Origin of the sequence: Methanosphaerula subterraneus (assembly GCF_052055875.1) — an archaeon.
In the GTDB taxonomy this organism is placed as follows: Archaea; Halobacteriota; Methanomicrobia; order Methanomicrobiales; family Methanospirillaceae; genus Methanosphaerula; species Methanosphaerula subterraneus.
Genome location: NZ_CP170508.1, coordinates 2,059,766 through 2,072,625, shown reverse-complemented (window position 1 = coordinate 2,072,625; position 12,860 = coordinate 2,059,766). Strand labels below are relative to the sequence as shown.

Sequence of the window (12,860 nt, the reverse complement as noted above, 5' to 3'; positions counted from 1 at the left end):
GTGATCTGTCGAATGACCATTCGTTAATTATTTAATATACCGGCCCAGATGCTATACCATGAAATCCGGACTGCGTCATCAGCTCGCCGAAAAAATGGCCGGTGAGATCACGCTTTCGGACTCACCAGGGAAGGCCCTGAAGAAGTGGCGGATGAGTTTCGACATTCCGCAGGGTGTGCTCGCAGAACGGCTCGAAGTATCCCCGTCTGTGATCAGCGACTATGAGAGCGGGAGGCGGAAGTCACCAGGGACCGCGGTCGTCGGAAAGATCGTCGACACGATCCTCTCGATGGACGAGGCCCAGGGAGGGCGGTATATCCAGAAGTTCTGCACGATGCTCTATGCAGATTTCGACGACGAGGTGATCTATGATATGCATGAATATGCAGTCCAGGTCCCCCTCCGGGAGTTTGCAGAGGTGATCAATGCAACCCACCTCTGCGGCTCGCTCGACCAGTCGCTGTACGGATATACGGTGATCAACAGCCAGAATGCGATCCTGCAGCTCTCCTCAAATGAGTTCAACCGACTCTATGGCTGGTCGACCGAGCGTGCGATGATCTTCAACGGGGTCTCGAATGGCAAGTCCCCGATGGTCGCGATCAGAGTCACCTCGTTCAAACCGCGATGTGTGGTGCTGCAGGGGATCACTCCCGAGGAGGTGCATCCGATTGTGCCACTGCTTGCAGACAAGGACCGTATCACGGTCCTCTGCACGAGTATGGAGATTGAGAAGATTATTGCAGTTCTGAGAGGTCAGGAATGGTAGGCATCATTACATATGGGGCGTATATTCCCCGGTACAGGATTAAACTCGAAGAGATCGCCCGGGTCTGGGGAGACAATGCACATGACATCACGTCAGGGCTCGGGGTGAAGGAGAAGTCCGTCCCTGATCTGGATGAGGACACCGCCACGATGGCGGTCGAAGCGGCCAGGAACGCATTGAAGCGACGGGATGTAGACCGCGAAGCGATCGGAGCCATCTATGTCGGGAGCGAGTCGCATCCGTACGCCGTCAAACCGACTGCATGCACCGTTGGAGAGGCGATCGCCGCAACCCCAAACATGACCGCGGCCGACTACGAGTTCGCCTGCAAGGCTGGGACCGCCGGCATCCAGGCCTGCATGGGCCTGGTCGGAAGCGGCATGGTCAAGTACGGCGTGGCCATCGGCTCGGATGTCGCACAGGGGGCGCCGAGCGATGCCCTCGAATACACGGCGGCGGCAGGGGGGGCGGCGTTCATCATCGGAAAGGACGATCCGATCGCAGAGCTCCACCACACCGTCTCATTCACCACTGACACTCCTGACTTCTGGAGGCGTGAAGGGCAGAGTTACCCACGGCACGGCGGCAGGTTTACCGGTGAACCCGGTTACTTCAAGCATACGATGGGAGCAGTCAATCTGCTCTTCGACCAGCTTGGAAAGACACCGAAGGACTACGACTACGCAGTCTTCCACCAGCCCAACGCCAAGTTCCCACAGCGGGTTGCAAAGATGCTCGGGTTCACCCCCGAACAGATCAAGCCCGGGCTCGTGGTTCCACGGCTCGGAAACACGTACTCGGGAGCCTCGATGATCGGCCTCGCAGCCACGCTCGATATCGCGAAGGCAGGCGACCGGATCTTCGTCGCCTCGTTCGGGTCAGGCGCCGGCAGCGATGCATTCGACATCGAAGTGACCGATCACATCGAGTCCGACCTGATCAACAGGAAGGCGGCCCCTTCAGTTGAAGATCTGCTGAAGAACCCCATCTACCTGGACTATGCACTGTATGCAAGACACAAAGGAAAGATCGTGATGCAAGAATGAGAGATGTCGCAGTGATTGGGGTGGGATGTACCACCTTTGGAGAGAAGTGGGGGACATCGTTTAGGAACCTCTTCGTCGAGGCAGGGGGGATGGCCATCGAGGACGCCGGCATATCCGGCGAAAAGATCGACGCCCTCTATGTTGGAAACATGAGTGCAGGCCGGTTCATCGATCAGGAGCACATCGGTGCCCTGATAGCGGACTATTCGGGTCTCGCTTCAACGCACACCCCTTCGACGAGGGTCGAGTCGGCCTGCTGTTCAGGCGGGCTCGCGTTCCGCCAGGCTGTCATCGCGGTGGCCAGCGGGATGGAGGATATCGTTGTCGCCGGCGGGGTCGAGAAGATGACCGATGTCGACACTCCGACCAGCGTGGACGCCCTGGCAGCAGCGGCAGACCGTGAGTGGGAAGGGTTCGTCGGAGCCACCTTCCCCGGGCTGTACGCGATGATCGCCACCGATTATATGAACCGGTACTCGCTGACCAGAGATCAGCTGGCGCAGGTCGCCGTCAAGAATCACTACAATGGGGCTCGGAACCCGATCGCACAGTTCCAGCATGAGATCTCGATCGACACCGTCATCAACTCCTCGCTGGTCGCTGATCCGCTTCGGCTCTTCGACTGCTCGCCGATCACCGACGGGGCTGCCGCAGTGATCCTCGCTCCACTGGAGAGGGCGCACGAGTTCACCGACACTCCCATCAAGGTGCTGGCCACCGCACAGGCATCGGACACGATCGCTCTCCATGACCGGCGGGACATCAGCACGATGGACGCGACGGTCGCTGCAGGAGATCGGGCATTCAAGATGGCAAAGATTGGTCGGCAGGATATCGACCTGGTCGAGGTGCACGACTGCTTCACGATCGCAGAGATCTGTGCGATCGAGGACCTCGGGTTCTGTAAGAAGGGCGAGGCCGGCAAGCTGACCGAAGAGGGTGTGACCGCACTGAACGGCAAGCTTCCGGTCAACACCAGCGGCGGGCTGAAAGCTTGTGGCCACCCGGTCGGCGCGACCGGGATCAAGCAGGTCTGGGAGGTTGTGCAGCAGCTCCGCGGGGAGGCCGGCAGACGACAGATCGACGGGGCAGAGATCGGAATGACCCAGAATGTCGGCGGTACCGGGGCTTCGGTGGCTGTCCATATCCTCGGGAGGGTCTGATCATGCCAGTCGCACGATTCTGGCGCAAGATCCCACAGCGGTACAATCTGGTCGGGACTGAATGCACAACCTGTGGGAGAAAGTTCTTCCCGCCCCGGACCTTCTGCCCGGACTGCAGGCGGACCGGAGTCATTGAGGACCATACCTTCGAGGGGAAGGGGACCGTCGTCACCCACACCGTGATCAGGTCAGCCTCGGACCAGTTCTCACAGCAGACCCCCTATGTGCTTGCGATCATCAAACTGGACGAGGGGCCCCAGTTCACCGCACAGGTCATCTGCCTGCCTGAAGAGATCAGGATCGGGATGCGGGTCAAGAGCGTCTTCCGCAAGGTCGCGACCGAGGGGAACAGTGGTGTAATCTACTATGGGACCAAATTCGTCCCGGACGAGCAGCCATAAGGCTGTCCAATCCTTTTTTTACTAGTCTAAACCTGACTCGTTCAGGCTGTCTCCACTCAGCCAGTGGATAAAAGAAACTGAGGTCAGGGGCTTTCTACCTGTCCAAAAAAATTCAGAGCGATTCGGAATCTGGGGTGAGGTCAGGATCATCCCCGTCCAGTTGGGACGGCGCCGTGCTCTCAGGCATCCTGTTCCCGGTCTTCCCTTCAATAAAATCTGAGAGGTCCTCCGACTTGATCCGCCAGTATTTTCCGATCTTTACCGCCTTGAGCCGTTTCTCCTTGATATGGTTCCGGACAAGTTTTTCGCGTATCTGCAGGATCGCGGCCACCTGTGCAACGGTCAACAGTGGTTCTGTGATGATCTCACCCCATACTCTGCTGTTTGGGGAGAGGGCTACAAATTCTCTGACTCGGGTATGTTCCATAACGGGATCCCTCCCTGATCACCAGACGAGTTGCATACCAGGGCAGTGGTGAACAGCCGAAACCCGGGGCCTTCCTGCAAGGCAGAGGGGCATGGCATATTCCCGGTGCTGGCATTCAGGGTACTGTCAACTGGCTCAATCAAAATATCATCTGGCTATATAAGGATTGATTGAACTTTTAACCTATTAAACATTAGTAATAGCGGAACATCCAGGACATACAGGTATATTATAACCCCTATTCAGGGATTGTCAACCGGCAGGGGAAGTAACCCGCAGACCTGATCACGGTCAGAAACCATCAGACCTGCCATGGAACGCTTCCCAGAAACACTTCAGGATCGGCGACTGAAAGTATGACGCGAGGACTCCTCCGCTGACCTGCTCATTCCACTCGATTTGATCCCCCGTGCACTCAGGCTATGCTGCTCGGGAGTGCCACCACGGACACCTCCGGTGCTCTTTGAACTCTTCGGGTTCTTTGAGGACTTGATCCCGCGGGCACTCAGACTGTGCTGCTCGGGAGTGCCACCACGTACGCCACCAGTGGTTTTGCGTACCGTCTCCTGGGATGGCACAGGTTCGGAACGCATGGTTTCCTCTTTCTGAGCCTTCTTATGCTCTACCATTCTTATCACCACCCCTGTGGGGGTTTAATAAGATATATACTTTTCTAGTACATCCTGGAATATCCTGATACAGCCATGCCCGTAATCGTCGGTTCATCGATCACTAACCGGCCTCTCTGAGGCTGGTCATAAAAAAATTTTAAAAAAGAGGGAGCGATCAGTCAGGGAGGCCACCTTCAACCATACAGGGATCATTGTTAGAGATCGTGTTCCTGCCGTTTCTTCAGGAGTTCCTCTGCCTGACGACGGGCCTGCTCGCTCTTGCCAGAGACGATCCGCCACTCCCCAGAATGCTTGCCCTCATCACCTTTCTGCATCCTGCCGCCAGACTCCATATCACCGGGACCTGCCCTCTGGCCCTTCCCTTCCCCGGCGCCGGGGTCAGAGGATCTGATCGCTCCACCTGGTAGGACGACCTCGTCAGGTCCATGGAGTTCGTGCCCGATTCGGGCCATTCTCTCGGTGGTCTCGCGGGATGAACGAGCCATCCGTGCAGATTTTAATAGCGACGCTGGTGTGGTCGTCTCTTCACCCTTCTCCTCGCTGGGCCAGACGGCGAACCGGCTCTTGTTCATATCGGTGTCACTCGAATCCTCAGGGTTCATCCCAACCCAGTAGCCTGGCTCAGACGAAGGTTCCTGGCCTGCCTCCGGAGATTCTCCCGGAAGATCTCCCTCCACACGGGACGAGAGGTCCTGCTCCATGCCGCGGACTGGAACCTCTTCGGCCTCATTCTCCTTTCTCTTCTTCTCCTCCAATCTTCTCACCAGGCCCTGAGAAGACCCTATGAGATATAATAGTATCTTAAAGGATTAACAAAGATATTTAGGTCGATTCCGCGCATTCGGAGATGGTGATATCATAGACCGCATGCCACTGCCCCGGAGAGTACGACCGGACCCTCCGCTCCTGAACCCCGGCAACGGGCAGGCCCTTGAGGAGAGGCAGCGCCTCCCCCTCAACCGACTCGAGCATATACAGATGGACCGTACCGCCGGGCCGGCAGAGGAAGACAGCGTCTGCAACGAAGGACCCCTTTGAGAGCGGGAGGTTCATCACCACCCGATCGAACTGTCCCGGTGGGAAGATACCCCGCAGATGGCCGGCATCGGCCAGTACCGGCAGGAGGTTTGTGCACCGATTCAACCGGGCATTGACCTGCATCTGCAGCACCGCAGCCGGGTTCAGATCACAGGCGACGACCTGCAAGGCTCTTCTGGCCAGCGTGATCGCGAACGGCCCGGCCCCGGCGAACATGTCGAGCACCGTCTCACCCTCCTCCATCAGAGAGAGAAGCCGTTGCCGCTCGTTGGCCAAGCGTGCCGAGAAGTAGACGGTCGAAAGATCGAACTCAAAGTGAAGGCCGTACTCCTGGTAGACGGTTTTTGTTGTCTCCTCCCCGGCCAGCACCTCGAACTGCCGGGTTCGGTACTCCCCTTCCACCGGGGAGACCGGGTACAGCACCGTATGGAGGGAGGGGCGGGAGGCGAGCAGGGTGGCCGCTCCGGCCAGGTCGCGCTCCTGCTGGATCGCGATCCCACCGATCTGTTCATGCCGGGAGAGGATCGCGTGACCCGGCTGCCGGACGAACTCCGCTCTGACCGCTCCACTGACCGGTTCGGTCACCGGGAAGAGGAGCTGGTCCCCCTCAGACCTGACCCGGAGGGAGAGGTCCAGCACCCCCTCGTGAATCAACCGCTGCCTGACCACCTCCCCCTCACACTTCGCCACCTGCAGACACCACTGGCTCACCGGCAGCACCTCTTCACGATCCATCATTTATCTATACGCCCTAACACTATTCATGGATGAGTACCTCGCAGCGCTCCGGAACAGAACGCAGAAACTGTATGCCCTCGAAAAGGTTCTTCCGCCGGAAGAGGCCGTTCGGGTCAGGCGGACCTTCATCGAAGAGGAGACCGGAACCAGCCTCCAGCATGTCGGCGCCTACACGATGGCGATCGACCAGGCGGTCAGAAAGAACATCGAGAATATGATCGGGGCAGTCCAGGTGCCGGTCGGGGTGGCCGGACCGCTGCGGGTCCACGGAGAGTACGCAGAAGGAGCGTATTACCTCCCGCTGGCCACCACCGAAGGGGCGCTGATCGCCTCGGTGAACCGGGGGTGTAGCGCCATCACCGCAGCCGGCGGGGCAGAGGTAAGAATCATCCGCGACGGGATGACCAGGGCCCCGGTCTTCGCCACCGACTCGGTGATCCATGCCCGCTCGGTCGTCGACTGGGTGGAAGCTAACCAGGACCGGATCCGGGCCACGGCAGAGTCGACCACATCGCATGGCAGGCTGATCGGGATCATGACCAGTGTGGCCGGGACCAGTGTCTATCTCCGGCTCGAGTTCGACACCAAGGACGCGATGGGGATGAATATGGCCACGATCGCTGCGACGGCGGTCAGCACCATGGTGGCCGAGGAGACCGGGGCACGCCTGATCGCGGTCAGCGGCAACCTCTGCATCGACAAGAAGCCGGCAGCCATCAACGTGGTCCTCGGCAGGGGCAAGACTGTCGTTGCCGGGGTCCATCTGACCGAAGATCTCTGCCAGACGATCTTCAAGACCTCGGCGGCCATCATCGCCGAGGTGAACATGCGCAAGAACCTGGTCGGATCGGCCCGGGCCGGTGCGCTCGGGTTCAATGCCCAAGCTGCCAATGTGATTGCGGCGATGTTTATCGCCTGTGGACAGGACCCTGCTCATGTGGTCGAGGGCTCCTCCTGCATCACCACCGTCGACCCGGTCAAGGACGGTATCTACGTGGCCGTAACGATTCCGGCCCTGCAGGTCGGCACCGTCGGCGGCGGGACCGGCCTCGCCACCCAGAAGGAATGCCTCTCCCTGCTCGGGGTCAGTGGAGGCGGCGAACCAGCCGGCAGCCATGCAAAGAAACTGGCCGAGATCATCGCCGCCGGGGTACTGGCCGGAGAACTCTCTCTGCTCGGGGCTCTCGGCGCCGGCCACCTAGCCAGGGCTCATCAGCAACTCGGACGGGGAGAGGTCTCTAGAACCTGAACCAGCGCATCATCACCAGGGCGTCCTCGTTATTAGCGTAGTACTCCGGGATCAGAAATACATCCTGGTAACCATTTTTTTCATAGAAACGCTGGGCAGAGAGGTTGGAGACCCTGACTTCGAGCTGGACCCCGGAGGCCCCCTCGAGGACGAACTGGTGCTCGGCCCTCGCCACCAGCTTCCGCCCGATTCCCATCCTCCGGAACTCTCCACTGACCGCGAAGTTACAGATATGGCCATAGCGCTCTTCTCCGGTGTCCTCTAGCGCACCCGCGATGAACCCCACCACCTGCTGCCGGTAATGGGCGACGAAGAAGTGGTCCCCACAGGTCTCGAGGACCCACTCGAGGGTCGGCAGATCCCAGGGATCAGCGAACGATTCCTCCTCGATGGCGGCAATATGGGGGAGATCAAACGGACGTGCACGGTGTATCAGCAACTGCTCGTCTGTCATGGAATGTACGGGGTAGAGATTGGCAGAGCCATCATATATGTGATTGCTATAAGTGGCCTTCGATCAAAAATATACAGACCAGACACTGGCTGATATCTATGGTGATCCTCTATCCGTTCCCGGCAATCCGTCCCGACCCAGTACTGGCCCAGCAGATCGCCTCTGTTCCCTATGATGTGGTGAGTGCAGACGAGGCGCGGGCCTGTATCCAGAAGAATGAACTCAGTTTCCTCCGTGTGATCAGATCCGATGCGGAACTGCCCGATCTTCCGCCCAACGACGATCAGGTCTACCTGGCCGCGCAGCAGCGGTACAACCAGATGTATACCTCCGGACAGATCAGGGCTGACGACCAGCCCGGCCTGTACCTGTACCGAGTGGTCCAGGGAGACCAGACCTTCCTCGGGCTCGTCTGCTGCCTGGACGTCGAGGACTATATCAACGGCACGATCCGACGGCATGAACTGACCCGGTATGACAAGGAGGAGGACCGGACCCGGCATATCGGGGCTGTCAACGCCAACACCGGCCTGGTCTTCATCCTGTACCGCGACCAGGCAGCCCTTACAGACCGCCTGGCCTCCCTGATCCCTGCGCGGGCACCTGATACCGAGGTGACCAACAAGCAGGGCGAGCGGCACCAGGTCTACCGGATTACCGACGAACAGACCCTGACAACGATCCGGGACCTCTTCGCGACGGTGCCTGCCCTGTATATCGCCGACGGTCACCACCGTGCCAAGTCGGCGGTGAACGTGGCGCTGAAACGGCGGCAGGAGAAGACCGCCACCGAGGAGTCCGAACGGTTCATGGCCGTCCTCTTCGCCGACGACCGGGTCAAACTCCACGGCTACAGTCGGCTGGTCACCGATCTCGGCCCATATACCACCGGTACATTTATCGAAAAACTGAGGTCCCTCGGCACCGTCACCGAGTACGGTCCTGTGGACACCAGCCAGTACCACATCCCTCCAGCCGGCGAGATCAGCGGGAGACACCTGTTTCACATGTACCTTGACTCAACCTGGCACGAACTCTCGTTTCCGGCGGACCCGGCAGAGGACCAGATCCAGGCACTAGACGTCCAGTTTTTACAGACCCGGGTTCTTGAGCCGATGCTCGGCATCGGCGATCCCCGCGGGGACCCGCGCCTCGCGTACATGGGAGGGGCCAGGCCGCTCTCTGCTCTCACCGCAGTGGTTGACTCAGGGAAGTACGCAGTCGCCTTCTCTATCCAGCCGCTCTCGACCGGAACGGTGCTGGCGATCGCTGACAACGGCCAGGTGATGCCGCCCAAGTCCACCTGGTTCGAACCGAAGCTGCTGAGCGGCTACCTGATGCACCAGCTCTCCTGAAGTCACAGGGGATCGTGCGCTGATCAGCCCGATCTCCGCATTCCCATCTAAAAACCATTATATTTTTATAAAGGCATAGTTCCTCATGGATATTGCTATCATCGGCGCCACAGGGTATGCGGGCGGGGAGTTGATCAGACTCCTGGGTTCGCACTCTGCTGCAGAGGTGGTCTGCGCCACCTCGCGAAGGGCACAGGGCACCCGGGTCAGCGCGGTTCACCCCCAGCTGAACGGTTTTATAGACCTCTCCTTCACCAACCCGAACGTGGATGAGATCGAGGCAGACGTCGCGTTCCTCGCCGTCCCCCATACCGCCGGGATGCAATATGTGCGGGCACTGCTGGACCGGGGGATCCGGGTCGTCGACCTCTCCGCCGACTACCGTCTCCCAAAAGAGACCTTCGAGAAGGTCTACGGGGTCACGCACACCGACTACTTCACGGCACCGTACGGACTACCCGAACTGCACCGGGAGGAGATCCGGGGAAAACATTTCATCGCCAACCCCGGTTGCTTCCCAACGGGGGCGACGCTGGCAGCGGCGCCGCTCGCAGCCTTCGCCGATACGATCATCTACGACTCGAAGAGCGGAGTCTCCGGGGCAGGTGACAACCCGTCAGCGACCACTCATTTCCCCAACGTCGCCGATGCGATCACCCCGTACAAGATGACCACCCACCGCCACCTCGCCGAGATGAAGATGGAACTGGAGCGGCTCCATACAAAAGCCGCCTGTTACTTCACCCCACACCTGCTGCCGGTGAACCGAGGGATCCTGACGACCGCCCACATCCTCCTCCACGAGCCCCTGGATCAGGAACAGGTCGAGCGGATCTACCAGGACTACTATAGAGACGAGTACTTTGTCAGGTACCAGAAGCCCTCGATCGCAGCGGTCAGGGGCTCCAACTTCTGCGACCTGATCGTCGAGAGCGAGGGGACCAGGGTGGTCGCGGTATCAGCGATCGATAACCTGGTCAAAGGTGCGAGCGGACAGGCCATTCAGAACATGAACCTGATGTGCGGATATAAAGAGAACGATGGCCTTGCATGTGCAGGGCTCTTCCCCTAGGTGTGATGATGAAGGTATCTGAGATCATGACGACCGGTCCCCTGGTGATCCAGGCCGACGCAACGGTCAGTGAAGCAGCAAGAATGATGCGCGAGAATCATATCGGCGGACTGCCGGTGCTGGACGGAACCAGGCTGGTCGGGATGGTCACCGACTCCGATCTGCTCTCGCTCTTATCGACCGGCGACCTGTCAGACGACCTCTGGCTTCCGTCACCGCTGGAGATCATCGAGGTTCCGATCAGGGAGTTCATCAACTGGGAGAAGACTAGGGGAGCACTCCGCGACATCAGCGGGATGAAGGTGCGCGAGGTGATGAGCGTCCCGGCGATCACCGTCGACCAGGAGGCCGAGATCAGCGAGGCGGCAGCGGTGATGCTCCGCGAAAAGGTCGTCAGGCTTCCGGTGATGGATAAGAGAAACCTGGTCGGGATCGTGACCAGGTCGGATATCGTCCAGGGGATCGGCAAAGCAGGAGAAGGGGAGACCATATGAAGTCGATCTGCGCAATCGAAGGGGTCAGGACCTGGGGGATCAAAGAGGGGAAGTACGGCCTCTCCCTGATCGCAGCCGAAGGAACCGTCGCCGGGGTGCTGACCAGGAACCTGGTCCGGGCAGGCCCGATCGAGGCGATGGTCAACCGTATCCAGAACGGGCGGCTGGCCGGGGTGATCGTCAATAGCGGCTGTGCAAACGCCTATACCGGGGAACTCGGCTACCAGAACGCAGAGGCGATGGCCACAATCGGAGCCGAGGCGCTCGGCACCACCCCTGACCTGGTCGGGGTCGCCAGTACCGGCGTTATCGGTCGGCACCTGGACCTGGCCCTGATCCGGCGGCAGGCCGCGGCCGTGGCCCCGCACCTCACCTCCAGCGAGGAGGCCGAGGTGCAGGCGGCCAGGGCGATCATGACCACCGATTTGGTCGAGAAGCATGCACTGATCAGAGGGGACGGGTTCTCCGTCGCCGGGCTCTGCAAGGGGAGTGGGATGATCGCCCCGAATATGGGGACGATGCTCGCATTCCTGTACACCGATGCGACGGTCGAGGCGCCGGCCCTGCAGCAGATGCTCGCAGCAGCAGTAAACCGGTCGTTCAACCGGATCGTGGTAGACGGGGATACCAGCACCAACGACATCGTCCTCTGTACCGCGACCAACCGGCGGGGATCAGTCGACCTGGCAGCGTTCAGCGCTGCCCTCGAGGCATGCTGCCGATCACTCGCGATCCAGATCGCCGCAGACGGGGAGGGAGCGACCAAGCTGATCGAGATGACCGTCTCCAGGGCTCCGACTGAAGAGGAGGCCGCAACGGTGGCGAAGACGATCATCGAATCGCCGCTGGTCAAGACAGCGGTCTATGGCGAGGACCCGAACTGGGGACGGATCGTCGCGGCGGCAGGGAGGGCAGGGGTCGTGTTCGACCCGGCCCGGATCTCTCTGTACTCAGGGGAGGGGGCTGACCGGGTTCCGCTGGTCAGGGACGGCGCGATCGTCGTCGACCTGGCCGCAGCCAAGGTTGGCATGCAGGGGAAGAAGGTCGTCTTTGAACTGGAATTAAACACCGGTACAGCCTCCGCGACCGCCTGGGGCTGCGATCTGACCGAGAAGTATGTCGAGATAAACGGGAGGTACACCACATGAAGCGCGAGGATGTGCTGATGGAGGCACTCCCCTACATCCAGCAGTTCCATGGAAAGATCTTTGTGATCAAACTCGGCGGGCATGCAATGGTCGATCAGCAGGTGCTCGAGGCCGCGATTCGGGACGTGGTGCTGCTCAGTTACATCGGAATCGGGGTCGTGCTGGTTCACGGTGGCGGCCCTGAGATCACCGACAAGATGAAGGCTATGGGTAAGGAGCCCAAGTTCGTCGGCGGCCTCCGGATCACTGACCAGGAGACACTTGAGATCGCCCAGATGGTGCTGGTCGGCAAGATCAATGACGGGATCGTCTCGCTGATCGCCAAGTGCGGGGCGCGCGGTGTCGGGCTTTCAGGCAACGACGGTTCCCTGCTGATCGCCAAAAGAAAGGAACTGCAGGTCGTAACGATCGAGGACCGGACCGAACGGGTGGACCTCGGACATGTCGGTGAGATCGAGGAGGTCGATCCTGCGATCCTTCAGATGCTCCTCTCGAACGAATATATCCCGGTGGTTGCCCCGATCGCCATCGACCGTGAGAGCAACAGTCTGAACATCAATGCCGATACGGCAGCGGCTGAGATCGCAGTCGCCCTTCACGCTGCAAAGCTGATCAACCTGACCGATGTGGACGGGGTGATGGATGCGGAGCGGACCCATGTCTATCGGCGGCTGAAGGTCGATGAGACCAACGAGATGATCAAATCCGGGGTGATCAGCGAGGGGATGATCCCGAAGGTGGAGGGGATGATTTATGCGCTGGACCAGGGTGTCGGCTCTGCCCATATCATCAACGGAAACACCGAGCACAACCTGCTCCTCGAACTCTTCACCAGGGACGGGGTCGGAACAATGATCCATCCCTGAAAATTGGG

14 protein-coding genes are annotated in these 12,860 nt (G+C 59.8%); 10 read left to right on the top strand and 4 right to left on the bottom strand.

The genetic code is table 11. The features are described from left to right. The first annotated feature begins 58 nt into the window (after nt 1-58). Genes ACFKSJ_RS10015 through ACFKSJ_RS10000 form a run of 4 tightly spaced genes read left to right on the top strand, consistent with a single transcriptional unit; the run spans nt 59 to nt 3,379 of the window. On the top strand, nt 59-769 hold the full coding sequence (locus ACFKSJ_RS10015) for a helix-turn-helix domain-containing protein (RefSeq protein WP_440949659.1): 711 nt from the start codon (nt 59-61) through the stop codon (nt 767-769). Continuing rightward, on the top strand, nt 763-1,815 hold the full coding sequence (locus tag ACFKSJ_RS10010) for a hydroxymethylglutaryl-CoA synthase (RefSeq protein WP_440949658.1): 1,053 nt from the start codon (nt 763-765) through the stop codon (nt 1,813-1,815). The genes ACFKSJ_RS10015 and ACFKSJ_RS10010 overlap by 7 nt, the downstream gene beginning before the upstream one ends. After that, nucleotides 1,812-2,978, top strand: a complete 1,167-nt coding sequence (locus ACFKSJ_RS10005; protein ID WP_440949657.1) for a thiolase domain-containing protein — start codon at nt 1,812-1,814, stop codon at nt 2,976-2,978. The genes ACFKSJ_RS10010 and ACFKSJ_RS10005 overlap by 4 nt, the downstream gene beginning before the upstream one ends. Before the next feature lie 2 nt (nt 2,979-2,980). Beyond that, complete coding sequence (locus tag ACFKSJ_RS10000) at nt 2,981-3,379, top strand: Zn-ribbon domain-containing OB-fold protein (protein ID WP_440949656.1); 399 nt, start codon at nt 2,981-2,983, stop codon at nt 3,377-3,379. A gap of 112 nt (nt 3,380-3,491) precedes the next feature. Here the strand turns inward: ACFKSJ_RS10000 and ACFKSJ_RS09995 are convergent, their stop codons facing one another. The 3 genes from ACFKSJ_RS09995 to ACFKSJ_RS09985 all read right to left on the bottom strand — a co-directional run bounded on the left by ACFKSJ_RS09995 (nt 3,492) and on the right by ACFKSJ_RS09985 (nt 6,211). Beyond that, on the bottom strand, nt 3,492-3,806 hold the full coding sequence (locus ACFKSJ_RS09995; RefSeq protein WP_440949655.1) for a helix-turn-helix domain-containing protein: 315 nt from the start codon (nt 3,804-3,806) through the stop codon (nt 3,492-3,494). A gap of 826 nt (nt 3,807-4,632) precedes the next feature. Beyond that, nucleotides 4,633-5,202 (bottom strand): hypothetical protein, encoded by a 570-nt coding sequence (locus tag ACFKSJ_RS09990; RefSeq protein ID WP_440949654.1) that lies wholly within the window; start codon nt 5,200-5,202, stop codon nt 4,633-4,635. A gap of 58 nt (nt 5,203-5,260) precedes the next feature. After that, complete coding sequence (locus ACFKSJ_RS09985) at nt 5,261-6,211, bottom strand: class I SAM-dependent methyltransferase (protein WP_440949653.1); 951 nt, start codon at nt 6,209-6,211, stop codon at nt 5,261-5,263. 28 nt (nt 6,212-6,239) lie between these two features. Between ACFKSJ_RS09985 and hmgA the strand changes: the two genes are divergently transcribed. After that, nucleotides 6,240-7,463 carry a hydroxymethylglutaryl-CoA reductase (NADPH) gene (gene hmgA, locus ACFKSJ_RS09980; RefSeq protein ID WP_440949652.1) on the top strand — a complete coding sequence of 408 codons (1,224 nt, stop codon included), beginning with the start codon at nt 6,240-6,242 and terminating at the stop codon, nt 7,461-7,463. On the opposite strand, the gene rimI is transcribed toward hmgA, so the two are convergent. After that, nucleotides 7,453-7,917 (bottom strand): ribosomal protein S18-alanine N-acetyltransferase, encoded by a 465-nt coding sequence (gene rimI / locus ACFKSJ_RS09975; RefSeq protein WP_440949651.1) that lies wholly within the window; start codon nt 7,915-7,917, stop codon nt 7,453-7,455. The genes hmgA and rimI overlap by 11 nt on opposite strands. Before the next feature lie 98 nt (nt 7,918-8,015). Between rimI and ACFKSJ_RS09970 the strand changes: the two genes are divergently transcribed. The 5 genes from ACFKSJ_RS09970 (at nt 8,016) to argB (ending at nt 12,852) form a co-directional block, all read left to right on the top strand. Continuing rightward, nucleotides 8,016-9,272: a DUF1015 domain-containing protein gene (locus tag ACFKSJ_RS09970; RefSeq protein ID WP_440949650.1), complete on the top strand. Its 1,257-nt coding sequence runs from the start codon at nt 8,016-8,018 to the stop codon at nt 9,270-9,272. 85 nt (nt 9,273-9,357) lie between these two features. After that, entirely contained in the window at nt 9,358-10,344 is a 987-nt protein-coding gene (gene argC, locus ACFKSJ_RS09965) for an N-acetyl-gamma-glutamyl-phosphate reductase (protein ID WP_440949649.1), read from the top strand. A gap of 8 nt (nt 10,345-10,352) precedes the next feature. Continuing rightward, nucleotides 10,353-10,838 (top strand): CBS domain-containing protein, encoded by a 486-nt coding sequence (locus tag ACFKSJ_RS09960; protein ID WP_440949648.1) that lies wholly within the window; start codon nt 10,353-10,355, stop codon nt 10,836-10,838. After that, nucleotides 10,835-11,986, top strand: a complete 1,152-nt coding sequence (gene argJ / locus ACFKSJ_RS09955; RefSeq protein WP_440949647.1) for a bifunctional glutamate N-acetyltransferase/amino-acid acetyltransferase ArgJ — start codon at nt 10,835-10,837, stop codon at nt 11,984-11,986. The genes ACFKSJ_RS09960 and argJ overlap by 4 nt, the downstream gene beginning before the upstream one ends. Further along, complete coding sequence (gene argB, locus ACFKSJ_RS09950) at nt 11,983-12,852, top strand: acetylglutamate kinase (protein ID WP_440949646.1); 870 nt, start codon at nt 11,983-11,985, stop codon at nt 12,850-12,852. The genes argJ and argB overlap by 4 nt, the downstream gene beginning before the upstream one ends. Nucleotides 12,853-12,860: the final 8 nt, after the last annotated feature.

Bases quoted from the DNA above. Each gene is read 5' to 3' on its own strand.
- argJ (WP_440949647.1), top strand. From the start codon at position 10,835: ATGAAGTCGATCTGCGCAATCGAAGGGGTCAGGACCTGGGGGATCAAA.
- rimI (WP_440949651.1), bottom strand. From the start codon at position 7,917: ATGACAGACGAGCAGTTGCTGATACACCGTGCACGTCCGTTTGATCTC.
- ACFKSJ_RS10000 (WP_440949656.1), top strand. From the start codon at position 2,981: ATGCCAGTCGCACGATTCTGGCGCAAGATCCCACAGCGGTACAATCTG.
- argC (WP_440949649.1), top strand. From the start codon at position 9,358: ATGGATATTGCTATCATCGGCGCCACAGGGTATGCGGGCGGGGAGTTG.
- ACFKSJ_RS09960 (WP_440949648.1), top strand. From the start codon at position 10,353: ATGAAGGTATCTGAGATCATGACGACCGGTCCCCTGGTGATCCAGGCC.
- ACFKSJ_RS10015 (WP_440949659.1), top strand. From the start codon at position 59: ATGAAATCCGGACTGCGTCATCAGCTCGCCGAAAAAATGGCCGGTGAG.
- ACFKSJ_RS09970 (WP_440949650.1), top strand. From the start codon at position 8,016: ATGGTGATCCTCTATCCGTTCCCGGCAATCCGTCCCGACCCAGTACTG.
- ACFKSJ_RS10005 (WP_440949657.1), top strand. From the start codon at position 1,812: ATGAGAGATGTCGCAGTGATTGGGGTGGGATGTACCACCTTTGGAGAG.
- ACFKSJ_RS09985 (WP_440949653.1), bottom strand. From the start codon at position 6,211: ATGGATCGTGAAGAGGTGCTGCCGGTGAGCCAGTGGTGTCTGCAGGTG.
- ACFKSJ_RS09995 (WP_440949655.1), bottom strand. From the start codon at position 3,806: ATGGAACATACCCGAGTCAGAGAATTTGTAGCCCTCTCCCCAAACAGC.
- hmgA (WP_440949652.1), top strand. From the start codon at position 6,240: ATGGATGAGTACCTCGCAGCGCTCCGGAACAGAACGCAGAAACTGTAT.
- argB (WP_440949646.1), top strand. From the start codon at position 11,983: ATGAAGCGCGAGGATGTGCTGATGGAGGCACTCCCCTACATCCAGCAG.
- ACFKSJ_RS10010 (WP_440949658.1), top strand. From the start codon at position 763: ATGGTAGGCATCATTACATATGGGGCGTATATTCCCCGGTACAGGATT.